28 protein-coding genes and 1 pseudogene are annotated in these 24,627 nt (G+C 69.8%); 7 read left to right on the forward strand and 22 right to left on the reverse strand.

Features of this window, described 5'->3' with window-relative positions; all coding sequences use genetic code 11:
• Positions 1–3 precede the first annotated feature (3 nt).
• Both AB0K28_RS49525 and AB0K28_RS49530 read right to left on the reverse strand, forming a co-directional pair.
• A complete protein-coding gene (locus tag AB0K28_RS49525; RefSeq protein ID WP_364385029.1) occupies positions 4–1,293 on the reverse strand; it encodes an ArsB/NhaD family transporter in 1,290 nt (429 codons plus the stop codon).
• Positions 1,290–1,733 carry a CBS domain-containing protein gene (locus AB0K28_RS49530; protein WP_364385032.1) on the reverse strand — a complete coding sequence of 148 codons (444 nt, stop codon included), beginning with the start codon at positions 1,731–1,733 and terminating at the stop codon, positions 1,290–1,292. The genes AB0K28_RS49525 and AB0K28_RS49530 overlap by 4 nt, the downstream gene beginning before the upstream one ends.
• On the opposite strand from AB0K28_RS49530, the gene AB0K28_RS49535 reads away from it, so the two are divergent.
• Positions 1,614–1,901: a hypothetical protein gene (locus AB0K28_RS49535; RefSeq protein ID WP_364385104.1), complete on the forward strand. Its 288-nt coding sequence runs from the start codon at positions 1,614–1,616 to the stop codon at positions 1,899–1,901. The two genes, AB0K28_RS49530 and AB0K28_RS49535, sit on opposite strands and share 120 nt — an antisense overlap.
• On the opposite strand, the gene AB0K28_RS49540 is transcribed toward AB0K28_RS49535, so the two are convergent.
• Both AB0K28_RS49540 and AB0K28_RS49545 read right to left on the reverse strand, forming a co-directional pair.
• Positions 1,896–2,747, reverse strand: a complete 852-nt coding sequence (locus AB0K28_RS49540) for an alpha/beta hydrolase (protein ID WP_364385035.1) — start codon at positions 2,745–2,747, stop codon at positions 1,896–1,898. The genes AB0K28_RS49535 and AB0K28_RS49540 overlap by 6 nt on opposite strands.
• Before the next feature lie 50 nt (positions 2,748–2,797).
• Entirely contained in the window at positions 2,798–3,085 is a 288-nt protein-coding gene (locus tag AB0K28_RS49545; protein WP_364385037.1) for a hypothetical protein, read from the reverse strand.
• Between AB0K28_RS49545 and AB0K28_RS49550 the strand changes: the two genes are divergently transcribed.
• Positions 3,084–3,251: a hypothetical protein gene (locus AB0K28_RS49550; protein WP_364385040.1), complete on the forward strand. Its 168-nt coding sequence runs from the start codon at positions 3,084–3,086 to the stop codon at positions 3,249–3,251. The two genes, AB0K28_RS49545 and AB0K28_RS49550, sit on opposite strands and share 2 nt — an antisense overlap.
• Here the strand turns inward: AB0K28_RS49550 and AB0K28_RS49555 are convergent.
• From AB0K28_RS49555 to AB0K28_RS49630, 16 genes and pseudogenes are all read right to left on the reverse strand, one after another.
• Entirely contained in the window at positions 3,246–4,931 is a 1,686-nt protein-coding gene (locus tag AB0K28_RS49555) for a Na(+)/H(+) antiporter subunit D (protein WP_364385043.1), read from the reverse strand. The two genes, AB0K28_RS49550 and AB0K28_RS49555, sit on opposite strands and share 6 nt — an antisense overlap.
• A complete protein-coding gene (locus AB0K28_RS49560) occupies positions 4,921–5,187 on the reverse strand; it encodes a hypothetical protein (protein ID WP_364385046.1) in 267 nt (88 codons plus the stop codon). The genes AB0K28_RS49555 and AB0K28_RS49560 overlap by 11 nt, the downstream gene beginning before the upstream one ends.
• Positions 5,184–6,632, reverse strand: a complete 1,449-nt coding sequence (locus tag AB0K28_RS49565; protein ID WP_364385049.1) for a proton-conducting transporter membrane subunit — start codon at positions 6,630–6,632, stop codon at positions 5,184–5,186. Before AB0K28_RS49565 ends, AB0K28_RS49560 begins: the two co-directional genes overlap by 4 nt.
• Positions 6,629–8,104 (reverse strand): monovalent cation/H+ antiporter subunit D family protein, encoded by a 1,476-nt coding sequence (locus AB0K28_RS49570; protein ID WP_364385052.1) that lies wholly within the window; start codon positions 8,102–8,104, stop codon positions 6,629–6,631. Before AB0K28_RS49570 ends, AB0K28_RS49565 begins: the two co-directional genes overlap by 4 nt.
• A complete protein-coding gene (locus AB0K28_RS49575) occupies positions 8,101–8,481 on the reverse strand; it encodes a cation:proton antiporter subunit C (protein ID WP_364385055.1) in 381 nt (126 codons plus the stop codon). The genes AB0K28_RS49570 and AB0K28_RS49575 overlap by 4 nt, the downstream gene beginning before the upstream one ends.
• Positions 8,478–9,461, reverse strand: coding sequence for a DUF4040 domain-containing protein (locus tag AB0K28_RS49580; protein ID WP_364385058.1), 984 nt, complete (start codon positions 9,459–9,461; stop codon positions 8,478–8,480). The genes AB0K28_RS49575 and AB0K28_RS49580 overlap by 4 nt, the downstream gene beginning before the upstream one ends.
• A complete protein-coding gene (mnhG, locus tag AB0K28_RS49585) occupies positions 9,458–9,772 on the reverse strand; it encodes a monovalent cation/H(+) antiporter subunit G (RefSeq protein ID WP_364385061.1) in 315 nt (104 codons plus the stop codon). The genes AB0K28_RS49580 and mnhG overlap by 4 nt, the downstream gene beginning before the upstream one ends.
• Positions 9,769–10,029 carry a monovalent cation/H+ antiporter complex subunit F gene (locus AB0K28_RS49590; RefSeq protein ID WP_364385064.1) on the reverse strand — a complete coding sequence of 87 codons (261 nt, stop codon included), beginning with the start codon at positions 10,027–10,029 and terminating at the stop codon, positions 9,769–9,771. The genes mnhG and AB0K28_RS49590 overlap by 4 nt, the downstream gene beginning before the upstream one ends.
• On the reverse strand, positions 10,026–10,565 hold the full coding sequence (locus AB0K28_RS49595; protein WP_364385067.1) for a Na+/H+ antiporter subunit E: 540 nt from the start codon (positions 10,563–10,565) through the stop codon (positions 10,026–10,028). The genes AB0K28_RS49590 and AB0K28_RS49595 overlap by 4 nt, the downstream gene beginning before the upstream one ends.
• A complete protein-coding gene (locus AB0K28_RS49600; RefSeq protein ID WP_364385070.1) occupies positions 10,562–11,752 on the reverse strand; it encodes a helix-turn-helix domain-containing protein in 1,191 nt (396 codons plus the stop codon). Before AB0K28_RS49600 ends, AB0K28_RS49595 begins: the two co-directional genes overlap by 4 nt.
• A complete protein-coding gene (locus AB0K28_RS49605) occupies positions 11,749–12,210 on the reverse strand; it encodes a CBS domain-containing protein (protein ID WP_364385073.1) in 462 nt (153 codons plus the stop codon). The genes AB0K28_RS49600 and AB0K28_RS49605 overlap by 4 nt, the downstream gene beginning before the upstream one ends.
• A 518-nt stretch (positions 12,211–12,728) precedes the next feature.
• Positions 12,729–13,601 (reverse strand): class I SAM-dependent methyltransferase, encoded by an 873-nt coding sequence (locus AB0K28_RS49610; protein WP_364385076.1) that lies wholly within the window; start codon positions 13,599–13,601, stop codon positions 12,729–12,731.
• 788 nt (positions 13,602–14,389) lie between these two features.
• Positions 14,390–14,941: a DUF2254 family protein gene (locus AB0K28_RS49615; protein ID WP_364385079.1), complete on the reverse strand. Its 552-nt coding sequence runs from the start codon at positions 14,939–14,941 to the stop codon at positions 14,390–14,392.
• A gap of 115 nt (positions 14,942–15,056) precedes the next feature.
• Positions 15,057–15,434 (reverse strand): annotated as a pseudogene (locus tag AB0K28_RS49620) (DUF2254 family protein); the annotation flags it as partial.
• Positions 15,431–15,799, reverse strand: coding sequence for a DUF1622 domain-containing protein (locus tag AB0K28_RS49625; RefSeq protein WP_364385082.1), 369 nt, complete (start codon positions 15,797–15,799; stop codon positions 15,431–15,433). The gene AB0K28_RS49625 and the pseudogene AB0K28_RS49620, both read right to left, overlap by 4 nt.
• A 28-nt stretch (positions 15,800–15,827) precedes the next feature.
• Positions 15,828–16,067, reverse strand: a complete 240-nt coding sequence (locus tag AB0K28_RS49630) for a hypothetical protein (protein ID WP_364385085.1) — start codon at positions 16,065–16,067, stop codon at positions 15,828–15,830.
• Between the two features lie 189 nt (positions 16,068–16,256).
• On the opposite strand from AB0K28_RS49630, the gene AB0K28_RS49635 reads away from it, so the two are divergent.
• From AB0K28_RS49635 to AB0K28_RS49650, 4 genes are all read left to right on the forward strand, one after another.
• The gene (locus AB0K28_RS49635; protein WP_364385088.1) at positions 16,257–16,394 is read left to right on the forward strand and encodes a hypothetical protein; all 138 of its coding nucleotides are present in this window, start codon (positions 16,257–16,259) and stop codon (positions 16,392–16,394) included.
• Between the two features lie 119 nt (positions 16,395–16,513).
• Positions 16,514–17,872: a potassium transporter TrkG gene (locus tag AB0K28_RS49640; protein WP_364385091.1), complete on the forward strand. Its 1,359-nt coding sequence runs from the start codon at positions 16,514–16,516 to the stop codon at positions 17,870–17,872.
• 301 nt (positions 17,873–18,173) lie between these two features.
• Positions 18,174–19,358: an FAD-dependent oxidoreductase gene (locus AB0K28_RS49645; RefSeq protein ID WP_345408117.1), complete on the forward strand. Its 1,185-nt coding sequence runs from the start codon at positions 18,174–18,176 to the stop codon at positions 19,356–19,358.
• A 19-nt stretch (positions 19,359–19,377) separates the two neighbouring features.
• On the forward strand, positions 19,378–20,331 hold the full coding sequence (locus AB0K28_RS49650; protein WP_364385094.1) for a sigma-70 family RNA polymerase sigma factor: 954 nt from the start codon (positions 19,378–19,380) through the stop codon (positions 20,329–20,331).
• Positions 20,332–20,443: 112 nt separating this feature from the next.
• Here the strand turns inward: AB0K28_RS49650 and AB0K28_RS49655 are convergent, their stop codons facing one another.
• Together AB0K28_RS49655 and AB0K28_RS49660 are read right to left on the reverse strand one after the other, a co-directional pair.
• Complete coding sequence (locus AB0K28_RS49655; protein WP_364385097.1) at positions 20,444–22,882, reverse strand: PEP/pyruvate-binding domain-containing protein; 2,439 nt, start codon at positions 22,880–22,882, stop codon at positions 20,444–20,446.
• Positions 22,883–23,275: 393 nt separating this feature from the next.
• Positions 23,276–23,779: a hypothetical protein gene (locus AB0K28_RS49660; protein WP_345408123.1), complete on the reverse strand. Its 504-nt coding sequence runs from the start codon at positions 23,777–23,779 to the stop codon at positions 23,276–23,278.
• 608 nt (positions 23,780–24,387) lie between these two features.
• Between AB0K28_RS49660 and AB0K28_RS49665 the strand changes: the two genes are divergently transcribed.
• Complete coding sequence (locus AB0K28_RS49665) at positions 24,388–24,516, forward strand: hypothetical protein (protein WP_364385101.1); 129 nt, start codon at positions 24,388–24,390, stop codon at positions 24,514–24,516.
• Positions 24,517–24,627: the final 111 nt, after the last annotated feature.

The raw sequence follows: 24,627 nt of genomic DNA on the forward strand, positions 1-24,627 counted from the left end.
GACTCACAGGTAGCGCAGCCACAGGTACGGCACGCACAGCGCGATGGTGACCGCCGTGACGACCAGGCCGTACCTGGTGAACTGCCAGAAACTGATCGGAGTGCCGTTACGGGCGGCGATGCCGAGGATGACCACGTTGGCGGCCGCGCCGACGGCGGTGGCGTTGCCGCCGAGGTCGGCGCCGAACGCCAGCGCCCACCACAGCACCTGGGCCGGGCCGTTGCCGCCGGCCGCCTGGACCAGTTCGGCGACGATCGGGCTCATGGTGGCGACGTAGGGAATGTTGTCGACGATCGCCGAAAGCCCGGCCGAGGCCCACAACAGGCCCATGGCGGTCAACCCGAGCTGCCCCTGCGTCGCCTCGGCCGCGACCTGCGAGATCTGGCCGATCACGCCGGTCTCCACCAGCGCGCCGACCATCACGAACAGCCCGGCGAAGAACACCAGGGTCGGCCACTCCACCTCGGCGATCGCGTCCTGGGTGGTGACCTTGGTGGCGGCCACCAGGATGCCCGCGCCCAGGATCGCCACCACGGACGGCTCATAGTGCAACACCGGGTGCAGCACGAACGCGACCATGACCAGGGCCAGCACGACGAGCGACTGCCACAGCAGCCGCCGGTCGGTGATCGCCTCCCGCTCGTTCAAGGCCATGATCTCGGCCGCCCGCTCGGGGTCGTAGCGGAAGTACTTGCGGAACAGGACCCGGCACAACCCGACGAAAACGATCATCAGGACGACGACCAGCGGCGCCATGTGAACGAGGAAATCGTTGAAGCTCAGCCCGGCACGGCTGGCGATGATGATGTTCGGCGGGTCGCCGACCAGCGTCGCGGCACCACCGATGTTGGAGGCCATCGCCTCGGCGATCAGGAACGGCGCCGCCGGCAGCGCCAGCCGCTCGCACACCAGGAACGTCACCGGCGCGATCAGCAGCACGGTGGTCACGTTGTCCAGCAGGGCGGAGGCGACGGCGGTGATGACCACCAGCAGCACCATCAGCCGGTACGGATACCCCTTGGCACGCTTGGCGGCCCAGATGGCCAGGTATTCGAAGATCCCGGTCTGTTTCAACACCCCGACGATGACCATCATGCCGAGCAGCAGGAAGACGACGTTCCAGTCGATGCCGGTGTGCTCGTCGAAGAACGCCGCCCCGGCGTCGGTGGCGTGGATCAACAGCATGATCCCCGCTCCCCCGAGCGCCGCCGCGACACGGTGGATCTTCTCGGTGGCGATCAGCGCGTACGCCCCCAGGAAGACGACCACCGCCAGCCACGCGGTGACCGTCATGCGGACACCGCCCAGTCCATCAGCGCCTGCAAGGTGACCGCCCCGATCAGCCGCCCACCCTCGACGACCGCCACCAGCGGACTGCGCGTGCGGGCCATCAAGGCCGCCAGCTCCAGCACCGTGGCATCGGGATCGGCGACCGGCAACTCGCGGGACTCCCTCGGCAACGCCTCGCGCACGGTCAGCCCGGCCAGCGACCGCAAGAACTGGTCGGCGTGCGGCTCGTCCACGACCCGCGCCAGCGCGGGATCATCGCGGCAGTAGCCCGGCACGGCCAGCCACAACACCTGCGTGCCCGACAGAACGCTCAAGGGCAGCCCTTGCTCATCGACCACGATGAGGCCCGGCAGACCCTGGTCGGCCAGCAGCCGGGCAGCATCAGCGACAGAAGTGTCCAGAGTGACGGTGGGAAAATCGGCAGCCAGAAGGCGGGCACGCATGCGCAAGCCTCTTTCGACATCGACGACATGACCTCGCCGACCAGGCTTCCCGGCACACCTGCGATCAACCTACCAATGATCACCGGCCCGTGGGCACCCCCTGTGCCGAACCGGCCGACGCCGGGTCGCGCGATCGCCGTGCCCGCACGCGGACGTGCCGGGCTATGACCGCAGGCGGCTGAGGAGGGCGGGTAGCAGGGCGGGGTCCTCATGCGGGCCGAGATGCCCCAGGCCCGGCACGGCGACGACATCGGTACCCAGCAGAGCCCGGGCCGGCCTGGCGATGCGGGACGGCGGGTAGAAGCGATCCTCGGTTCCGGTGGCCACTACCACCGGGGTGCCCGCCCAGCGGCGGACGACAGGTCCGGGCAGCGGCGAGGGCGCCAGGCTGGTGCGGCTGTGCCGGGCCACGAGGGTCATCCATTCCACCAGCGGGTGGTCCGCACGCGTCCGGCCGCTCATGTAGCGCAGCAGGGCTTGACTGCGTTCGGCGGTGGCGGCCGTCAGCCAGGGCAGAGTGACGCCGAGCAGAGCAGGGGTGAGACGGGCTCGGCTCAGTCCGGCGGGGGACGCCAGCACGAGGCCGCTGATCTGCGGTCCAGGTTGGGCCGCCAGGGCTACGGCCGCGCCCAGCGAATGTCCCACCACCACAGCAGGTCCAGCGCTCACCTGGCCGAGGACCTCCCCTGCCCACTGTCCGTAGGCGGCCAGGCGGCGCGGGCCAGGCCGTTGCGGTGCGCTCAGACCGGGCTGTCCCGGCAGGTCGGCGATGATCACCTGGTGGTCCGGCAGCAGGGCGTCGGCCACATCGAGCATGGTGGCGGCGCAGAAGTTGGTGCCTGGCAGGAGCAGCACGCGGGGCCCGTACCCGGCGACGGCCACCGTCGTCGCCCCCAGGCTGGTCTCCAGCGTGCGCAGATGGTGCTCCGTCGTCCAGGAGTCCAGCCGTTCCCGGCACCAGTCGCGGACGCGCCGCCGGCCGGCGGGTGAGGTGTAGATGGTCGAGGGAGCCAACGGGACTGCCTTTCCAGCGGGGAGTCAGATCGCCGACCAGGCTTCCCGGCTCACCGGCCACGCGAGACCGCTTGCCGGCGGCGTGCCCGTGACGTCCCGCCACCCTGGCAAAGATCGTGGTCGCGCGCAACAGATCCGATCCTGTGCCAGGGCGCTCTCGCCGGCTGGCGGGGCAGGGCCAGGGGACGGCCCCCGGCTGCGGTGATCACCTCGTCCAGCACGTCCCGCGAGCGATTCAGGTCCCGGATCTGGCGATTGATGCGCTCCCGCTCGACGGCGAGATCGGCGATCAGCTTCGCGTCGGCGGTCGCGGCCGGCCCGCCGTCGGCGTCCCGCATGCACGGCATCACCGACACCGACGCCTCGTGTCCCCCGCTCATCGCCGCCCTCGCCGGTCACGGCCCGACGTACCTGCACATCGTCTTCGCCGGCCCCGGCCGACCGCTCCTCCAGCGCATCCGTACGGACTGGAACCTGGAACCGCCCTGCTCATCGCTGTTATAGAAAGGTCAGCAGCAGCATGATTCCGAGCAGCAGCGCCGTCCACCACACCATCAGATGGGTGGACCATGGCGTGGCGATCCGGCTGCCCGAGCGGAGTGGCCGCGTGGTGGCCTCCCACAGTTCTCCGGTGCGGCGGCGTACCACGGGCCCGACCCGGCCGCGGACGGCGTCCGTGCCCCGCGACAGGGCTCTCCAGGCCAGGGGCAGCGCCCGGCGGTAGGCGTAGTCGCTGTCGATGTTGATGGAGCGCAGTTCGGGTGGGTAGAGCCCGGTACGCACCAGCACGGCGAAGGCGAGCGCGGCCAGGAGCAGCAGTTGAAGCTGGTTGATGACATGGGCGGCGGTGTACGGCGTATAGTCCACGGCGTACGGAAGCATGTTGTAGAGCAGGGAGGGCGCCACCCCGATCGTCACGCACACCACCGCGGCGATGGCCATCGCCGCCCGCATGTTCAGAGGCGCCTCCGCGACGCGGTGGCCGCGGTCGTGCGCGAAGAAGGCGAAGTAGGGGATCTTGATACCCGCATGGTGGAAGACTCCGGCAGAGGCGAACAGCAGCAGCAGCCAGACGACAGTGAGATGTTCCTGCCCGACCGCCTCCATGATCAACGATTTCGTGGCGAAGCCGGAGAACAACGGGAATGCGGAGATCGACGCGGCGCCGACCATGCACAGCGCGGCGGTCTGCGGCATGGACTTGTAGAGCCCGCCCAGGTCGGAGCCGTTGGCGGTGCCCGTACGGAGCATGACCGCGCCCACGCTCATGAACAGCAGCCCCTTGAAGACCATGTCGGCCACGGCGTGCGCGCTCGCGCCGTTGATCCCCGACGCACTCCCGATCCCCACGCCGACGACCATGAACCCGAGCTGGTTGATCATGCTGTACGCCAGAACCCGGCGCAGGTCATTCTCGATGACGGCATAGAAGATCGGGAAGACGGCCATGACGACGCCGATCCACACCAGTATCTCGGTGCCGGCGAAGCCGCGCGCCAGCGTGTAGATCGCGAACTTGGTGGTGAAGGCCGACAGCGCGACGGCACCCACGATGGTCGCCTCGGGGTAGGTGTCGGTGAGCCAGGAGTGCAGGAGGGGGAAGGCGCACTTGATGCCGATCGCCGCGAGGATCAGCGCGCCGCCGGGCGAGTCCGGCCCCAGGTGAGCGAACTCCAACCCGGCGCCCGACTGGACCCGCAGCACGATCCCGGCCAGCATGAGCAGGCCGGACAGCAGTTGCACGACCAGATAGCGGCCGGCGGCCCGGTGGCTGCGCTCGTTCCCGCCGGCCCAGATCAGTAACGCCGACGACAGCCCGGCCAGTTCCCAGAACACGAACAACGTCACCAGGTCGCCCGCGAGCGTGCCACCGACCGCCGCCGCCGCGTACACCAGGATCGTGGCCTGCTGCAGCGCGTCGCGCAGGTGCGTGGCGTAGACCGTGGTCAGCAGCGCCGCGACCAGGAAGCCGGTGGCGAACACCCGCGACAGCGCGTCCACGCGCACCGGCACCAGCTCCAGCCCCAGGAACTGCAGGCCGGACGCGGCGCCCTCGGGCAGCGTCCACAGCAGGACCAGCCCGGCGAGCGGCGCGGCCACCATCAGTCCGTGCCGGGGCACGCCGCGCAGCAGTGGCACACCGGCTGCGCCGATGATCAGCAGCAGGGCGGGGTTAGCCGTCATCGCGGCCTCGCTCGTAGTAGTCCTCGTCACGACGCAGCAGCCTGCGCAACGCCTTGGCGACGATGACCAGGGCGACGGCGCCGACGAACCCGTACACGGCGTAGAAGCCGAACCATCCCTCGACGGCGAAGTGCGGATGCTTGACATAGAAGAGGTCGGCGGCGAAGAGGAGCGCGCACAGGACGGCCAGGCCGTACACGATGCGGGTCACGTTGCGCGGCTCGTCCAGCCAGCGGCGGTCGTCATCGTCGTTCACTGCACCTCCAGGAACCCGGCCAGCGGCGCGAGCACGACCTCCGCGCCGAAGAACAGCGCCACGCAACCGAGCGCGGTCAGCACGGGCGGGCCCGACAGCGACAGCCGAGCCTCACCGTGCGAAGGGGGCTCCGTCGGCGGGAGAAGGAAGGCACGCGCCGGGATCGGCATCAGATAGGCCAGCGCGAGCAGGGAACCGGCCAGGAGCACCGCCATCATGGCGAACTGCCCCGCCTCGGCCGCGCCCATCAGCAGCAGCCACTTGCTCCAGGTGCTGCCCAGAGGTGGCATGCCGATGATCGAGACGGCGCCGGCGAGGAACGCGGCGAACGTCCACGGCATGGCCCGGCCCAGACCGTCCAGCTCGCTGACGCGTGTTCTGCCCGCCGTCACCGCGATCGCGCCCGCACACAGGAACAGCGTGATCTTCCCGGCGGCATGCGCCACCAGGTGGAACGCCCCGCCCGCCACCGCGACGTCGCGGGCGAGGGTCGCGCCCAGGACGATGTAGGCGAGCTGGCTGACGGTGGAGTAGGCCAGGCGGCGCTTGAGGTTGTCGGCCCTGATGGCGACCACCGCCGCCGCGATCAGCGTGAACGCCGCCACCCAGCTCATCGGGGCCGCGGCGCCGGTTTCGGTGAGCGTGTCGATCCCGAAGACGTAGACGGTGACCTTCAGCACCGCGAACACCCCGGCCTTGACCACCGCGACCGCGTGCAGCAGCGCCGACACGGGGGCGGGCGCCACCATCGCGGCGGGCAGCCAGCGGTGCACCGGCATGAGCGCTGCCTTTCCGATGCCGAACAGGTAGAGGGCGAACAGCGTGGTCAGCACACCGGTGCCCACGGTGCCGTCGAGCAGACCGCCGGGGCGGAAGCTCGTGTCTCCGGCCAGCACCCAGGTCCACACGATGGCAGGCAGCAACAGGCCGATCGAGGTGGTCAGCAGGATCGCCGCGTAGGTGCGTGCGCCGCGCCGGGCCGTCGCGTCGCCGCCGTGCGCGACCAGCGGCCAGGTCGCCACTGTCATGATCTCGTAGCCGATGAACAGCGTGACCAGGCTGCCCGACAGGGCGATCCACATCGCGGCCGCGATGGCCAGGCAGAAGAAGGCGAAGAAGCGCGTCTGGTGCCGCGTTCCGCTCGCACGCAGGTATCCGGCGGCGAACACGGTCGTCACCGGCCAGAGCAGCGCCGCCACGGTGGCGAAGAGCAGCCCGAGCGGCTCCAGCGCCAACTCCAGCGACATCCCTGGCAGCCACGTCCAGAGCGTCAGCCGAACGCCCTGCCCGGCGACGGGCCACAGGCTGAGCATCGTGACGGCCAGCGCGACCCCGGCACTCACCGAGGCGGCCTCACGCGCGGCCGGCCTGCGCCGCAGCAGCAGGACGGCCCCGCAGGCCAGGAGCGGCAGCGTCACGGCTACCGCCAGGAGGAGGGGCATCATCCACCACCGTTCAGCAGCGCCTCGGCGGCGGACTCGGCGAGCGAGGCGGGCAGCGCCGCGTCCAGACCGAAGACGACGGAGACCGCGGCGAGCACCCACACCACCGCGGTCATCGACGCGGGCACCCTTGACGGCTCAGCGACGGGCGTGGGCTCGCGGAACCAGGCGGCCTCGACGATGCGCCCGATGTAGCAGAGCGCCAGCAGCGAGCTGACCAGCATGGCCACGAGCAGCGGCCACTGGCCCTCCTCGATGAGCGCCGAGGCCAGCGCCCACTTGCCGGCGAACCCGCCCGTGGGCGGCACGCCGACGAGGCCGAGGCCCGCGATCACGATCGCGGCGAAGGTCCAGGGCATACGACGGCCAAGCCCGGCCAGCGCGGGCAGCTGTACCGAGCCCAGCCGTACCAGTAACAGCCCGGCGGCGGCGAAGAGCGCTGCCTTGATCACCGCGTGGTTGATCAGGTGGAGGTAGGCGGCGGAGACCCCGGCGGCGGTGCCCAGGCTGATCCCGGCCAGCATGTATCCGATCTGCCCGACGCTCGACCAGGCCAGCAGATACTTCAGGTCGGTCTGGAAACACGCGACGGCAGAACCGATCACCATCGCCAGCCCGGCCGCCACCAGGCCGACCCTGCCGACCGGCAACGCGCCCAGCACCAGGGCGGCGCCGAACACGGTGAACGTGAGTCTGCACACCACGTACAGAGCCACCTTGGTGCTCGTGGCGGCCAGGAACATGCTGACCGCCGACGGCGCCTCGCCGTAGGCTCCCGGCAGCCACGCGTGCAGGGGGAAGGCCGCCGCCTTCACCGCCAGGCCGACGAAGAGGAAGACGACGGCGGCGTAGAGTGCCCGGTTTCCGTCGGCCGCGATCAGACGCACTGCCAGGTCGGCCATGTTCAGGGTTCCCGTGACGGCGTAGGCCAGGCCGATACCGACCAGCACGAACGTCGCGCCCACCGTGCCGATCACCAAGTAGCGGAAGGCGGCCAGCAGGGCACGGCGGCGCCGGCCCAGAGCGACCAGGGCATAGGTCGAAAGAGAGCTGATCTCCAGGAAGACGAAGGCGTTGAACACGTCGCCAGTGGCCGCCAACCCCAGCAGGCCGCCCAAGGCAAGGCACATGAAGGTGTAGAGCTGCGGCGCCCGGCGGTCGTCGATCTCGATCCGTGCACTTCCCCGGCTGTAGACGGCCACAGCGACAGCCGCGGCCGACACGACCAGCAGTACGGGGGTGTTGTAGCCGGCGATGACGAACTCGATGCCGTACGGCGGAGCCCACCCGCCCACGGCGTAGTGCTGCGGCCCGTGGACCGCCACCTGCCGGGCGAGCACGGCGGCGCAGGCCAGCGAGCCGAGCGCGGCCACCAGGAACACCAGCCACGCCAGGCTCCGGCGGCGCAGCAACGCGCACAGCGGCGCGCACGCGAGCGGAACGAGTGCCTGCAGCACCGGCAGGTTCGCGATCACGAGGCGGCTCCGCGCCGGTCCTCGCCGCTCTCGCGTATGTCCGCTTCCTCAACGGCCTTCTCCTCCACGGTGCCGTACGCCTCGAAGATCCGCACGGCCAGGGCCAGGCCGACCGCGAGGGTGGCGACGCCGACCACGATGGCGGTCAGGATCAGTACCTGGGGAAGCGGGTGGGAGTAGGTCTCGACCTTCGGGGAGATGATCGGCGCGCTGCCGCCGTCGATCTTGCCCAGGCTGATGAAGAACAGGAAGACCGAGACCTGGAAGAGCGTCAGCCCGAGCATCTTCTTCAGCAGGTTGCCGTGGCTGATGACGACGTAAAGGCCGATCATCATGAGGGCGAAGAGCAGCCAGTAGACGTGGTGCGTGGCGGTCATCGCGTAGGTCTCCGGCCGGCGAAGGCGACGAAGACCGAGGTCATGACCGCCGCGACGGTGATGCCGATGGCCACCTCGACGATCAGGATGCCAAGGCGCTGCGCCGCGGGCCCGTCGGCGGGCCGCAGCGTGCCGTAATCGAGGAACGCGCCGCCCAGCAGCATGGTCATGACGCCCAGGCCGACGAAGAGGCCCAGACCGAGCGGGACCAGGGAGCCAAGCGCCGCCGGTGGAAGCACCCGTTGGGATTTGTCCAGGCCGAAGACCAGGCCGTGCAGCACGAAGCCGGTCGCGAAGATCACGCCTGCCTGGAAGCCGCCCCCGGGCCCGAAGTCACCGTGGAAGAGCACGTACAGGGCGAATACCAGGACGAAGGGCATCAGCAGGCTGCTGACCACCCGCAGAACCCGGTACTCCATCAGGTCCAGGTTCTGCCGTCGCTCGCCGTGGGTGAGCGGTCCGAGCAGCATGAGAACGGCGGTGCCCGCGGCGAACACCACGATCAGCTCGCCCAGCGTGTCCAGCGCCCGGTAGCTCGCCAGCACCGCGGTGACGGTGTTGGGCACACCGATCTCCTCCTGCGACTGGTGCAGGTAGACGTCCGTGACAGGGTGCCGCTGGACCGGGCTGTCCGCGGAGCCGAAGGCGGGCAGGTCCTGGGCGGCGTAGAGGAGCAGGCCACCGGTCAGCACGGTGACGGCGACGGCGGGCAGGTGTCTGCGCCGTGGCGTCACCGCCTCGCGCGATCGGGTGAGCGCGAGCACGCCCAGCAGCAGGACGGTGCTGATCCCGACGCCGACCGCCGCCTCGGTGAAGGCCACGTCCACCGCGTCCATGAGCACGAACAGGCTCGCGGTGACGAGGCTGAACAGCGCGGTCAGCATGGCGGCTTCGTACAGGGCGCGTAGCCGCGCGATGACCAGCGCAGTCGCGGTGAGGACCACCAGGAGCGTGAGGTTGATCATCGTGAACGTCGTCATCGGCGGGGGTCCCCCTCGCGCCAGACCGGTACGCCGTCGCGGCGCGCGGCATGCGCCAGGAGGTGCGTCGCGGTCGGGCCGGTCACCACGAGGAACAACATGATGATCAGTAGCCGTACCCCCGCCTCCCATGTGGTGGTCCGCAGCAGCAACCCGAGCAGGATCAGCCCGGCCCCGGCCGAGTCGGTGATGCCCGAGGCGTGGATGCGGGTGTAGAAGTCAGGAAAGCGCAGCAGGCCTACCGCGCCCGACACGATGAACAACGCGCCCGCGGTGAGCAGGACAGCGCTCAGAATCTCCACGACGATCATGCTCTGTCACCCCCCGGGTCGTGAGTGAGTCGCAGGACCGCGATAACGGAGACGAAGTTGACCAAGGCGTAGAGGATGCCGATGTCGAGGAACTCCGGCCGGCCGAAGACATAGCCGGAGACGGCCACGAACAGGACCGTCTTGGTGCCGAACATGTTGATCGCCAGGATGCGGTTGTAGCGTCCCGGCCCGAGGAACGCCCGCGCCAGGGCGACGATCATGGTGGCGAGGAGCGCGGCCATCACAGCGAGGATCATCGCGGCTCCGCCAGGCGGCGCACCTGCCGCAACGAGCGACCGTCCTCCAGATCCTCGATCCCGGTGACGTCGAGGGCGTGCACCTCGACGTGCTCGTCGTCAAGATCCAGTGAGAGCGTGCCCGGGGTGAGGGTGATGGAGTTGGCATACACCACCTGAGTGAGGGGGGAGAGCCCGCGCGAGGACGTGCGGGCGACGACCGGGCTCAGATCCAGCCGAGGCGACCAGACCCGGCGCGTCACAGTGACCGCGGAGATCAGGACTTCCTTGACGAGCCAGAGGAGGTAGCGGGGCAGCCGCAGCACCAAGCCCGGCGTGGGACCCTCCTCCAGGCCGAGCCCGGCGCGGTGGCCCAGCACGCAGGTGAGCACGACCGAGACCACGCCGAACGTGACGAAAAGCGGATCGACATGGCCGGAAAGCAGCAGCCAGAACACCGCGAGCAGCGGCGCGGCCCACCGGATCAGATGGGTGGTGCCGTTCCCGTCCGAGTGCGTGACGCCCTTGTCCGGTGGTGCGAGATGTGGCTGCGTCATGAGCCCTCGTGGCCAGGCCAGCCGATGAGCTGCGCACCGAGCACCGCGACGTGCAGGGTGAACGCCTGCCGGGGGTCGTCGACGGCGTAGCCGGTGAGTTCACGGACCCGCCGCATGCGGTAGGTGACCGTGCGCACGCCCACGTGCAACCGCTGCGCGGCGGCCGTCGCCACACCGCCCGCTTCGAAGTAGGCCGAAAGGGTGTCGAGCAGTGGCTCGGCCCCCATCCGCGTAGTTCGCAGAGGCTCCAGGACCTCGGCCACCAGCTCGGACAGCGCCGCGGTGTCCCGGCGCAGCACCTGGTAGACGAGCAGGTCGCGGGCGCGCAGCACCTGCTCGGGCAGGTTGAGGCGCGAGCCGATCTCCAGCGCGCTGCGGGCCTGCTCAAAGGAGCGCACGACCCCGCCCGCGCCGGGCTGGGGGCGGCCGATGCCCACTCGCCACGATGTGTCAGCGCCGAGGGCGAGGGCGAGCTGGCGTACGAACTCGTCCAGGACCGCTCGGTGTTGCTGAGGCGCGAGGCAGACCAGGAGACCGTCCTTGGTGCCCACGAGCACGTCCCGGGTGCCGAAGCGCGGGCGCAGCCCCGTCTCGACCTGGCGTGCGATCGGTCCGCCGTCCACGAAGGGCACGGCCCCACGGGCCGCCGCCACCATGTGGGCGCACCCCAGGTGGAGGCCGTAGCGCTCGGCGCGCTCTGCCAATCCGCCGATGTCACGCCCGTCGAACAGATCGTCGATGAACTCGCGGCGCAGCGACTCCTCGCGGCGCACGATCCACCGCTGGACCTCCTCGTACCCCTCGGTCAGGGTCATGACCGCGATGTCGGCCGTACGCATGATCGATTCACCTAGCCGGCAGAGACGGTCCGCCGCATCCGGACCGCCCACACCGGGCAAGTCCGGCCAGGCTTGCCAGGTGGCTCGCAGATAGAGGTTGACCAGGCTCCGCATAGGGATGCCAAGCTCGGCCGCACGCGCCCCGATGTCGTGCCACTGCCTCAGCTCGTCCTCGCTGGGTGGACGCCGGCTCAAGCTCACCTCGGCCAGGGTCCGCAGATAGCCGTCCAGCAGTTCGCCGGACACCCCATCGGCCAGGTCCTCGATCTTCTCTGCCGGCGCGGCGAGTTCGTCAGGGGCGGTCAGCTGGGCACCTCTTCTTCGCTGAGGGACTGCCGTCAGAGTCATGGGGACGCCTCGCTGATGACGGCGGCCAGCTTCTCCAGCAGCCGATTGGCCGTGATCACCCCGAGCGAGCCGCCCGCCTGTTCGACCAGTATGAGCGGGCAGCCATGGCGTGTCATCATCTCGACGAGCTCGACCACCGTCGCCTCGGCACGCGCCACCGGGATGCGGTGCCCTTCCTCCTCCAGCAAATCCCGCACGGGCTTGTGGATCAGGAATTCGGCGATCTTGTCCGCGTGTGATTCGTCGAACACACGGGCCAGGAGCCGCTCGCCCAGTGCATAGCGCGGCAGGACAAGCCTGAGCAGATCCACCGACGACAGGCAACCGACCACGTGCCCCTGCTCGTCCGTGACCACGAGCCCCGGCAGCCGGTTCTCGCAGAGCATGCGTACGGCCGATAGCGCTTCGTCGTCGAGACGCGCGGTGGGCAGCGTCTCCACGATGTCGGCTGCGCGCATGCAATCTCCTGCCATCGATTGCGACATTTGGACGAGTTGGCTACCTCGAGTATTCGAGATTCGGCTCGATGAGCCAATGGGCGTCCTGGCCAATCAGAAGGGGTCGCTTGTTGCCGACGGTCGGCAACAAGCGACCCACAACCTCCTGGGAGCCCTGCTGAGGCGCGCCGCCCACAGGGCGGCCTTGGCGAACGCGCCGGCGGGGCGTCCACGCGGCGCCGGTTCAGCGGTCCCGGTAACTCGCGATCATGACCGAGAAGCTGACGCTGAGGCCCCGATGACGCCTCGGCGACGCTGGTGGAGGGCAACCAGCGGTTCGTCGCCGGCGCCCCGGCCTGCGCCGGACGACCCTCGTCTGCCCGTCCTCCCTCACCGTGTCCGTGACTGGTTCACCCGTCACCACGTCCGATCCGAGAACCCGCCCCGTCTCCGGCCCGGTCATCGCCAGGCCGGCCGCGCGGTCCCAGCCCGGAGCCTCATCCCCGGCCTGGGACCGCCTCACCCACCTCATGTACGGGTCAGCCGGAGGTCATGTCGTCGAGGACGGTGTCGATGGGTGCGGCGGCGATGTGTTCGCTGGGCCTGGCAAGGAACACGTTGACGTGGTACTCGCCGGCGTCCTCCTTGCCGGCGGGGTCGAGCCCTTGCGCGGCGAGGCTGTCCAGGGCGAAGTCGCGTTCGCGGTCGTCGGCGAATCTTCGCTGGGGGAAGGTGGTGTCATGCAGCTGTTCGGTGACGAGCCCGTGGCGGGCCAGTGTGTCGGCCACGGGAGTGAAATCGACGGTCCGCAGGCACAGGGCGGCGAACCACGGGCGCTGGCCGGGCAGGGTGCAGTCGAGCAGCCGGTCGATCGACCGGTCAGTGATGTAGCCGATGCCGCCGGTGACCGTGATCAGGTCGGCCTCGCTCACAGCCGCCGCCAGTTCGGGGGACGGATCGTCGCACTCCATGTTCTCGATCAAACCTTCGTCCAGCAGGCCGACCTGAAGGCCGTACTCGACGGCCGGCGCGGAGGTGTCGATGCCGACCACCCGGGGAGGAGTACGCCGGCGCCGGTCCTCGTAGAAGACGCGGTCCGCATCGGCGAGTTCCTCGCTCGCCAGGCAGGCCATGTCCTCGTCGCCGTAGTGATCGTAGAGGTGGTCGAGTGTGAGATCGCATTTCAGCAGAGCCGCATTCACTCCGTAGGAGCAGCACAGGTCCACCACGGTCGGGGTGTCGACGTCGAGGGCGTCGAGAACTTTGCGGAAGACGCGTTGTCCATGGTGGGGGACGGCATAGTCGAGGCTGCCGAGGCGATCGTAGTAAGGGCGGGGATCTGGCTGGTGATAGATGTCGTTGAAGTCGGCCTTCATCAGTTTCTGGTCAGAGATCTGATTGTCGGCGCGCACATTCCGCCTTTCTGTACGGCACTATTTGCCAAGGACAGAGACAGCGCTCAACGTATCAGATCCGATACATCCCCTGGTGAGGCGCACGTCGACCACCGTTTCCCGCCTGACACCCGCCGCCCGATCGGGTTTGGGCTCATCCCGAAAGGTGCGGCGAAAGGCCCCTCTTCATAGATGGCGACGAAGCGGTCAGCGGCGTACATCTTCCCGCCGTGGATGCCCTTCTCCGCCCGGCTGCGCGGCTCATAGACGGGCTTGAAGGCGTCACCCACCCGGCCAGCCACAGCTCTACCCAGGTCAGCACCTCCATCGCGTTGAACACACCACGCCGACGGACAGGTCGGCGACCGCGGCATGCCCGAAGGGAATCACCAGGATCGACAGCGCGGCCGCGACGGGCACCGTGGTCACGCCCAGTCGTCACAGCAGTACATCCCGCGCGGCCAACCGGCGTGGCTGCTGCCAGCCATAGCCGGTAGCGGGCAGGGACGTCGCCGTCCGCACGCCCTACCGGCCCGCCGATGCCCACGGCCGCCGCCTCCGCCGTGGAAAGCAACCCAAGCCCCCGGGTCAGCCAGTACAACGTGCGCGAGCCACCAACTCGCCGGACAAGACGCGCAACGCGGGGAAAGACCGGCCGCGTGTGCTGGTCTCGCCGACCGGGACGCACAGCGGACGGGTGAAGAGGGCGGGCATGGCGGCGAGGGCATGCAGAGGCCAGCGGGGTTGCCGATGGCCGATGTGCCCGGATGGCACACGGCGTGGCGTGTGCTCCCTCTCCGCACAACTCAGGTCGAGCGCGTCTCGCCGCTTCGATCGGTGAAGCCCCGCCGTATCCGTCCGGCCAGGACCAGCTGGACACGTTCGGCCATGTCGTGGATCGGCTCGACGTCGTGGTCAGGGGTGGACGACGGGATCTCGGCGACGATGTGGCCCACCTGGCATTCGACCTCCTCGCGCTGCTCATCGTCCCGGACGGCCGCCGCGACGTCGCGCAGCATGGTGAGCAGCGCGGTCAGCACCGTCGGCTCCCCGGCCCCGTATCGGCGTACCTGCCCGCAGGCGAGATCAAGGTAGTAGCGCAGATCCCTGTCCGGGATGATCAAGCGCCCCTTCCCTGCCGCGTCGGTGTGCAAGGTGGGGCCGAGCCGCCGTCCGCACAGAGTCACCAGCAGATCGCTCATGTGCCCGATCGCGTGCGTGGCCGTGACCGGGTCGTTCACCCCCGGAGACAGCGCCTTGACGGCGATGTCCTCCAACTGCCGGAACCCGAAGGCGGCGTCCTGGTCGATGGTGCGCTCGTAGGCGAAGTTCAGCGCCTCGTGCACGGCGTCGCGCACGCGGGTCGGCAGTGATCATCTCGCCATACTCGCTGTCGGTGCCGTGTTCGACCTCACCGGGCCGGCGCACCCGCTCGTCGTCGTAGGCCGGATAGAACGTGGCGATGGTCCGCGCCGTTTCGGCGTGCACGGCGCGCATCATGCTGTCCACCCGCAGGATCTTCGTCATGTGGGAAATGAAGGCGATGACCGCGCCCAGCGAGACCAGGCCGAGCCCGAACCCCGCCAGCAGGGCAAGCTCCGGCAGCGGGCGGTCCTTGTTCAGGGAACGCAGCACCGTCACGGTGTACACGAACGTCCCCACCAGCGCCGTCAGCACCGCCTCGGTGACCCGGTCGCGCGTGAAGTCCCGCAACAACCACGGGGAGGACGGCCGTGACACCGGCTGAAGCACCACGAGCCGCCCCACGATGGCCCCGGCGACCGGCCACGTCCACAACTCCGCCCGTGAGCTGCCCGGCCGGTGAGCACGGCGCCAGGATCCCCACCTCATGCCTGCCTCCTCCGCGTGGCCGGAGGCCCCTGCTGCCACGGCCAGCGGCCCTCCAACTCCACCTCCAGCGAGAAGCTGAGAAACGTCCGCACCAAGACGATCACCGCGAGGACACCGACACTCGCGAACGTCGGGGAGATCGCGACCGTCCGGATGATGTCCGCGGCAACGAGAAACTCAAGCCCCAGCAAGATGGCCCGCCCAAGCCCCTTGCGATACCTCTGGTAGGCGTCATGAGCGGGATGCCGCAACAACAGCCGGTAACCGAACCGGCAGGTCGCCACCAGCGCCCCCACCACGATGACGGCGACACCTGCCAGATCCACCGCCTGTCCGGCCATCTCGATGACGGGCTTCAGATCCATCGCGAGTCCTCGACCGGCTCGACGAGGCTCACCGTCCTACTGGGTTCTTCTCGCAGGCCAGCCGCGCACGCCGCGCTTCGACGGCGCAGGCAAAGTCGCGCGAGGGCAACATCCCTGAAAGTTGCCGCTCGGCCCGGGTGACGCCGTCCCAGCCGTCCCCGGCCACGCCGGTCACGATGAGGTACGCCTGTCCGGCGAGGATACCCAGCGCCGCGGCGCTCCCCGTGCAGCCGTGTCCCTGCGACACCAGCCGCAGCACCTGTTCCATCGTCGGCATCGCCACCCCCCGATGCGCGATGCCCGATTCCTAGGGATGCCTACGCCATTGACCAGTCAAGGATTCACCGGCCGAGAAGCCGGTGGACCTGGGCACGGGCCAGGTGATCGTCCGGGGCGACGTGGAGGAATCGTCGCGGTCAAGGAGGACGAAGGAGAACTGATCGCGGCCGACCCTGCCGTGATCATCGGTGTGCTGCAGTGCGTGCTGCTGGTGCCGAAGTTCGCCGACCGGCTCGGCGATCCCGCCCTCCACCCCACTATCCTCGACCTGCTCATCGGCTTCGTCGCCGCCGGCCTCGCCATCGGGAAGGACTGATCTGACGTGATTGTCGTGTCCTGGCCGCCCGGCCCGGAGCGCGAGCCGTGCGCCTGGCCCCGCCGCCTCCGCCGGGAGTCAGACAGGTCTGGTGGCCAGGAGCGACGGGAGAACCTTTCATGAAGAGCGGCGGATGGGCCGGGGCCGTCTTCGGCCGGTTCCAGCATCCGGCACAAGTGATCGCGACCGGGTTCGGGACCGCAATCCTGCTCGGCACGCTCGTGCTTGCCCTGCCGATCGCCACCGAGTCCGGGAGCTCGGCGGGGCTGCTGACCGCGCTGTTCACCGCAACGTCGGCGGTGTGTGTGACCGGGCTGGTGGTCGTGGACACCGCAGGACACTGGTCGGTGTTCGGCGAGGTGGTCATCGCCGCCCTGATCCAGGTAGGCGGGCTGGGCATCATGACGCTGGCCACGCTGTTCACCGTGCTCGTCGCCGGCCGGCTGGGCTTGCGGGCACGTATGTTCGCCCAAGCTGAGACCAAGACGTTGAGCATGTCCGACGTGCGGCGGGTCGTGCGCAGCGTGGTCCTGTTCAGCCTGGTCAGCGAGGCCGTGGTGGCGGTGGTGCTGACCGGGCGTTTTCTGATCGGGTACGGCGAGCCGTTCGGCCGTGCGGTGTATCTGGGCGCCTTCCACGCGGTGTCGGCGTTCAACAACGCGGGGTTCGCGCTGTGGGGCGACAGCCTGATGCGGTTCGTCACCGACCCGTGGATCTGCCTGCCCATCGCGACCGCGGTCATCGTCGGCGGGCTTGGCTTTCCGGTGGTGTTCGAGCTGGCCCGCTCCTGGCGCCATCCGAGCCGCTGGTCGATCCTCGCCCGGGTCTCCGTCGCAGTGACACTGGTCCTGCTCACGCTGGGCACGCTGGTGTTCCTGGCCACTGAATGGCGCAACCCGGCCACCCTGGGCAGGCTGGACGAATCCGGCAAGCTGCTGGCCGCCTTCTTCGCCGCCGTCATGCCCCGCACGGCCGGGTTCAACAGTCTCGACATCGCCCAGATGTATCCCACCAGCCTGCTGGCCACCGATGTGCTGATGTTCATCGGTGGCGGCTCCGCAGGCACCGCGGGTGGTATCAAGGTCACCACGTTCGGGCTGCTGGCCTTCATCATCTGGGCCGAGATGCGCGGCGAACCGCGGGTGAACATCGGTCACCGTCGCCTGGCCAACAGCGCGCAACGGCAGGCCGTCTCCATCGCCGTGATCAGCATCGGCCTGGTGGTGATCTGCACCTACGCCCTGCTGGCGCTGACCCCGCACAGCCTGGACGCAGCGCTTTTCGAGGTCGTCTCCGCGTTCGGCACGGTCGGCCTGTCGACCGGCATCACCGCGAGCGTGGGCACGACCGGACAGGTACTGCTGGTGCTGCTCATGTTCGTCGGCCGGATCGGCCCGCTGACCCTCGGCTCAGCGCTGGCGCTGAAGGAACGCACCCGCCGCTACGAACTCCCTGAGGAGCCTGTGATCCTTGGCTGACACCAGGAGCGACACGGCCGCGGTGCTCGGACTGAGACGTTTCGGCAGCTCGCCGGCACTGGAGCTCGTCCGGCGCGGTACCGAAGTGCTGGCCATCGACAACCGATGCCCGCGTTCCTGTCCGGCTCCCGCCGGCTTGCTCTCGGCTCCTGCTCTGCGCGCGAGCCGCCGGTCGCCCGTTGTGTGGCACCCCGCGACGCCCCCGGGCATGCTGTGACCTCTGCCACACGGCGTTCCTGTCAGCAATCGCGCGGCTGTTCCGCTCAACACAGCGGAGCTATCGACACGAGAGGAGCAGCACATGAAGCACCGCATCGTCGTCCCCGGTGCCGGCTATGCCGGGGTCTATGTGGCTGGGAACCTGGCCCGCCGGCTGTCCCGGGCGGACGTCGAGATCACCGTGGTCAACGCCGTGCCAGACTTCGTCGAGCGGCTGCGGCTGCACCAGGTGGCGGCCGGGCGGGCTGTTGAGCCCCAGAGGCTCGACACCGTCTTCGCGGGCACGGGGATACGGCTGCGGGTGGCCAGGGTGATGGCCGTCGACCCCGAGCGCCAGGTTGTCGACACCCAGGGTGGTGGCCGGATCGGCTACGACACGCTGGTGTACGCGCTGGGCAGCCACGGTGACGTCGCAGGGGTGCCGGGCGCGGCCGAGTACGCCTTCGACGTCGCCTCCCGGCCCTCGGCGCTGCGCCTGCGCGAACGCCTGGACGACCTGGAGCGGCAGGGCGGACGCGTGCTGGTCGTCGGCGACGGTCTGACCGGCATCGAGACCGCCACCGAGATCGCCGAAGCCCGCCCAAGCCTGGCGGTGACGCTCGTCGCCGGCGGCGAACTGGGCGCCCGGCTCTCCGGCGGAGCCCGCGCCCACCTGCGCCGGGCCTTCGACCGGCTCGGCGTCACCGTCCTGGAGCACACCAGGGTGGAGGCGGTCGAGGCGGCGCGCGTACGGTGCGCGGGCGGCGCCGTCCTGGCCTCCGACGCCACCGTGTGGACGGCCGGGTTCACCGTCGGCCCCGTCGCCGCCGCCGGCGGGCTGCAGGTCACCGGCGACGGCCGGATCGTCGTCGACCGAACCATGCGCTCGCTCTCGCACCCGAACGTCTACGCCGTCGGTGACGCCGCTTACGCCATCGGCGACAACGGCCGGCCGCTGCCGATGTCCTGCGCCTCGGCCGGGTACACCGGCGGGCAGGCGATCCAGGCGATCGTGGCACGCCTGACCGGCGGCCAGGTACCGCGGACAAAGCTGATCTACTCCTACAACCACATCAGCCTCGGACGACACGACGGGATCCTGCAGCCCGTCGACGACGAGGGGCGCGCGAAGCCGGCGTACGTGGGCGGGTGGACGGCCGCGCGGGTCAAGGCGGGCATTCTCCGCATGTCGTTGTGGGCCAACGCGCACCCGACCTTCGGCCTGCCCAAGCGCAGACGCCGGCTGGTCACCGCGCCCACCGCACCCGCCGGGAAGATGACGGCCTAGTCGGTCTAGGGTGATCCGCGTGGACAGCACCGCCGCTGACCGGTTCGACACCGGTCGGTTCGAGGCCAGCCGCACTCGGCTGGCCTCGCTGGCGTACCGGCTCCTGGGCTCCGCCGGCGACGCCGAAGACGTCGTGCAGGACGCATTCCTGCACTGGCAGGCCGCCGACCGACGGCGGATCAGGGTGCCGGAGGCCTGGCTTACCAAGATCGTCACCAATCTGTGCCTCGACCGGCTTCGCTCGGCGCAGGTGCGCCGAGAGCGCACCGCCGGCGCCTGGCTGCCCGAACCCCTCCTCGAGGGTGACCCGATGCTCGGCCCGGCCGACACCTTCGAGCAGCGCGAGTCGGTCTCCCTCGCCATGCTGACGCTCATGGAGCGCCTGTCTCCCGTCGAACGGGCCGTCTACCTCCTGCGTGAGGCGTTCTCCTACAGCCATGCCGAGGTCGCCGAGATGCTCGGCATCAGCGAGTCCGCAAGCCAGCAGCACCTTCACCGGGCCCGGAACCGCGTCACCGCGGCGCGCCGCCGGAGCGGCGAGGTCGACCCGGCATCCGCCCGGAGGATCGTCGAAGAGTTCCTCGCCGCTGCCTTCTCCGGCCGGACGGAACGGCTGGTGGCGCTCCTCACCGCCGACGCGACCGCCGTCTCCGACGGAGCCGGCCTGGCCGGGACACTGCTGCGCTACGTCACTGCGCGGCGCATCGCCGCGGTCGTACGGGCCGGGTTCAAGCCCACACCCGCCAAACGGCGTCTTGCCGGCGGCGCGTCGGAGGTCCACTACGCGCTCGTCAACGGGGCTCCCGCCGTTCTCTTCGTGGTCAGCGACCGGGTCGCCGGCGTCGTGACGTTCGACCTGGCCGACGGCCGGATCGCAACCGTGCGAGGGATCGCCGCGCCCGCCCGGGTGGCTCGCCTCGCCGAGACGTGGCGGCGGCATGCACCGGAAACACCGCTCGTCGCGCAGTGGTGAAACGGCATCGATGGGCTTTCGCAACGCTCAGGTGTCTGCCGCGCGGCCATGGTCGCCACCGGCGCTCGGTATCTCCCGCACGCTGAAGGCCCGCACCACAACCTCGCCGACGTTATTCGGGTTCCACACGGACTGTCCCCGTTGCGCCGTCGATGGTGATCAGCTGTCCGGTCTTGATCTCATTCGTCGCGTCACGGACGCAGATGACGGCGGGGATCCCGTACTCACGGGCCACTGTGGGGCCGTGCGCGACGGGGGAACCGGTCTCGGTCACCAGGCCGGCCGCGGTCAGGAACAGCGGGGTCCACCCAGGATCCGTGGTGGGTGCGACCAGGATCTCCCCTGGTTCGATGCGGGCGCCTGCCGGATCGTGGATCACCCGCGCCCTGCCGGTCGCCTGCCCGGCGGCCCCGGACATACCGGTCAGCACGCCGTCCTGTGCCGGCTCGGCGGGTGCGAGCATCTCCACGTCGGTCCCGTCGGACAGCAAAGCGCCGGGGACGATGCGCCGGCGCAGTTCCCGCTCGTGCTCCGCACGCCGCATCGCGGCCAGTTCCCGCCGGCCGGTCTGATCGTGGGCGGCGGCGGCCCGCGCCTCGTCCAGGGTCAGGAACATGATGTCGTCGGCGCGCTCAAGCCGGCCGCGGTCGGCCAGGTCCGCGCCGGCCAGGAGGAGCTGTCGCCGGCATGCCTGGATCGCGGGCAGCCAGGCGAACTTCGCGAGCTCCCGCAGTCCGGTGAGCTGCCGCGAGCGGCGCATGAAGAACACCGCCAGCCGGCCCCGGAGCGGGCGCCTGTGCCGTGCCCGCCGTGCCAGCGTCTCGATCATCCGTTCCGCCTTGGCCGCTGCCGCTTTGAACCGCACATCAGGCGCCTGTGCAGGATCAGTGACGCGGAGGTAGTTGGCGATCGTGGCGAACAACGGCGCTGGGTCCTCGTCCCAGCGCGGTACGCCGACGTCGATCTCGGCCGCCGCACGCATACCGTACGCGGCCAGGAAGCCGGCCAGCCCGATGTCGGGAAGCTCGCCGGCGAAGTACCTGGCGGCGAGGTCCTCCGGGGAGGTGCCGAGGAAGAGGTCGCGGTGCTCGCGCGCTGTCACCGCCAGGTCCCAGAGCTTGAGGTCCATCTGCGTGGTCACGTTGTGGGGCATGCCGCCGAGGACGGTGTCGAGCTCTTCGTCCGTGGCGATGCCCTTGAGCAGCGCGGCGGGGATCGTCCCGGCGATCATGCCTGCCGTCAGCGGCCACAGGATCCCGCGCATGTCGATGCTCATGACCGCCTTGTGGGAGTCTTCGGCGACCCAGCGCAACCGTTCGGCGGCCGTGGCGGATTCGCCCGGCGGAACGATCATGCGCTTGATCTCCGCGACGCCGCGGTAGGCGCGGGATCGCGCGAGAGCCGGGCTGGACAGGCTCGACACTACTCCGGCCAGCCCCGCCGGCACCATCCGCGAGGCGCCCTTGAGCGTGCTGCCGAGGTGGATGGGCAGGCCGGGACGCGGCGCGAACCGCGGGTCGTCGAGCATGCGCAGCACGGCGCCCTGCACCCTCGGCCCGTAGACCTCCAGAGAGGTTCCGATGCGTTCGCGCATGGTCCTGCTGCGCAGGAAATCGGTCACGTCAAAGTAGAGCCGGCCGCCGATCGACACCAATCGGGGCAACGGGTCACGCCGGTCGATCTTGGCGCCCGCTGCCTGGAACCACATACTTCCGCCGGTCTTGAGCAGCGACACGCCCATCGGAGTGCACGGGCGGAGCATGCCCTGAAGGTGGCCGAGCTCCAGGTACAGCCGGGTGTCGCCGGTGTCGGGCGGCTGCGGGAAGAGGGTGGTGATCGGCCGGGACTGCAGCAGCCACAGCGCGCCCTCGGCGTCGATCGCCCATTCGACGTCCTGCGGCGAGCCGAAACGCTCCTGCAGCCGCTCCCCGGCCGCGCGCAGTTCGCCCAGCTGCTCCGCGCTCAGACAACCCCCGGGTTCCGGTACGGCCGGCGTCCGCCGGCCGAGCACGTAGTGGTCGGGCACGACGGTGCCGTCGACGACGGCGGTGCCCAGGCCCGGCGCAGCGTCGATGACCATCTCCGTGCGGCAGCCGGTGATGGGGTTGGCGGTGAACAGCACCCCGGCCGCGACCGGGTCGATCATCCGCTGCACCACCACGGCCATGGCCGCCTCGTCGATGCCGGCGGCGTCCCGGTAGGCGACGGCCCGCTCGGTGAGCAGGGAGTCCCAGCAGCGGCGGATCGCGTCAACCAGTTCCGCCGTCCCCTCGACGTTGAGGTAGGTGTCGTGCTGGCCGGCGAAGCTGGCGTCCGGCAGGTCCTCGGCGGTGGCGCTGGAGCGGACCGCCACCCGCCCGCCGCCGAGCCGCTCGTACGCCTCGACCAGCTCTCTTTCTGGCAGCTGTCCCGACCGGTGGGACTCGACGGTCAGGCAGAAGCCGCCGGGAACGCGCTCCCCCGCCCTGATCAGCTCCCCGAGCCCGGCGGCCTTACCGCCCACCAGGCCGAGCATGGAGCCATCGATGTCAGGCAGCTGCACCAGTTTCATCGTGCCTTCTCTCCACGGGCGGCATCATTCGCAACGATGCCGACCAGGCTTCCCGGCGCTCCGTCCCGGACGCTAGCACCGCCGAAGCCCGCACACCAGAGCGTTCGCCGCGCCACCGCATCTGGAGTGCCTCCTGCACCCGTCGGCAAGCGCAAGCCGGCACAGCGGCGAACGCGCCCAGCCGGGCGAGGTCGTCGCTTCCGCATGCCAGCGGGCCCTGGACCTGTCGGGCAGGTCAGTGCGCAGCCGGCCCGGAATTCCTTACGCGAGAACCTCGCGCCTGCCCCCGTCGCCCGTCGCGCCCGTGGGGTCGGCAGGAGTGCGGCGACCGTCCATGACCTCGTCTTGTTCGTTGCGTTGGGCAAGGGTTTCACGATGAGCGCTTCGTCCGCCTCATGTCCCGCATGGCTGTCCCGCTCCGCAAGAGACCGCGCTTCGCCGCGGGCCCGCCAGGGCGACGAGCAAGAGGATCAGGGCACTGCTCAGCAACACGGAGCCGCCGACCTGCCCCTGCGTCCAGCGCAGCCGCCAATGCCGCCAGTCCTCGGGGACGGATTGCGGCGTCCAGCTGGCGAACACGTCGTTCACGGGATGCACCACCACGAGCCACAACACGAATGCGGCAATCACCAGCGCGGCGGCGAGGACGGTCGGGCAGAACCGGTTCATGCCCCGCTCCGCGACGGCCAGCGCGGTGGCCGCGATCACGGCGAGCGCCTCCACCAACCCGCTCGCATACGTGAGACGCGGGTACAGGCGGTCGTTCAGGTGTACGCGAAGCGTGGTGTCGAAGGCCAGCCCAACGGGCATTTCGAGCAGGCGCGCGAAGGTGAGGCCGAGGGTGGCCACGACAAGGCCGACCGCGGCGATCCACAGTGCGCGGAGCCTCCACGACACGACAGTGTCCCTTCCTCATCGTGGCCGTTCCTGCCGCGCGCCCACAGCGGCTGGGGCACGCCGAATGACCATTCATCCGGATATGTTCCGATATGCCAAGAAAATGTTGCATACTGCAACGAATCCGTGATGCGATGAGGCCGCCCGCTCACCAGCGACATCCGAACCTGTCCACCTGTTGGGGTGATAAGGCCGCGAGGACGGCACCGACTGCAGGAACACCACCATGGAGCGGCGCAGCCGGCGCGAACAGCGGCCAGCCCAGCCGGTACCGGCGGGTGAGCGGGTCACGTTCCGCCATGCCCTCGAGTTCGAGCGCCGCGGCGCCCGCGACACCTGACTCTTCTCCCTGCCGAGCCACTCGGCGATCCAGCCGACACCGAACCCGCCGGCGGCACGCTCATCGCCGTGATCAGCGAGTACGTCGAGGACTCCATGTCCCGGCGTAGCGCCCGCCGACGACACCGGCGCATTCTCGCTCCTCCCCTGTCGGTTCATAACGAAAGCGTTGCGCTCGTGTTGCGCTAGCTGCACTTGGCTTTGCGCTCATCGCAACAGGTCGCATACGTTTGCGAATCCATGCAAGCGGAGGCGAGGGTGATCACTTCATGAGTTCCGGCGAGTACGTGGTCTCTCGATGGGACACTCTCGGCGGCGTGCTCACCGCGTGCATCGCGTTCCCCATCGACTGGCTCGGCGGTCTGGCCGAGCACGCGCTCAAGCCGCGCGGCATGTGACCCCGCCCCCGGAAACCCCCCCGTTTCGTCAAGCAGTTCCCCCACGCAACCCCCACACGAGGTGTTTCTGACATGCGTTTCCGTCCCCTCAGGACGACACTCACCCTTCTC

The sequence above is a fragment of the Nonomuraea sp. NPDC049504 genome (assembly GCF_040676845.1).
Lineage (GTDB): Bacteria > Actinomycetota > Actinomycetes > Streptosporangiales > Streptosporangiaceae > Nonomuraea > Nonomuraea salmonea.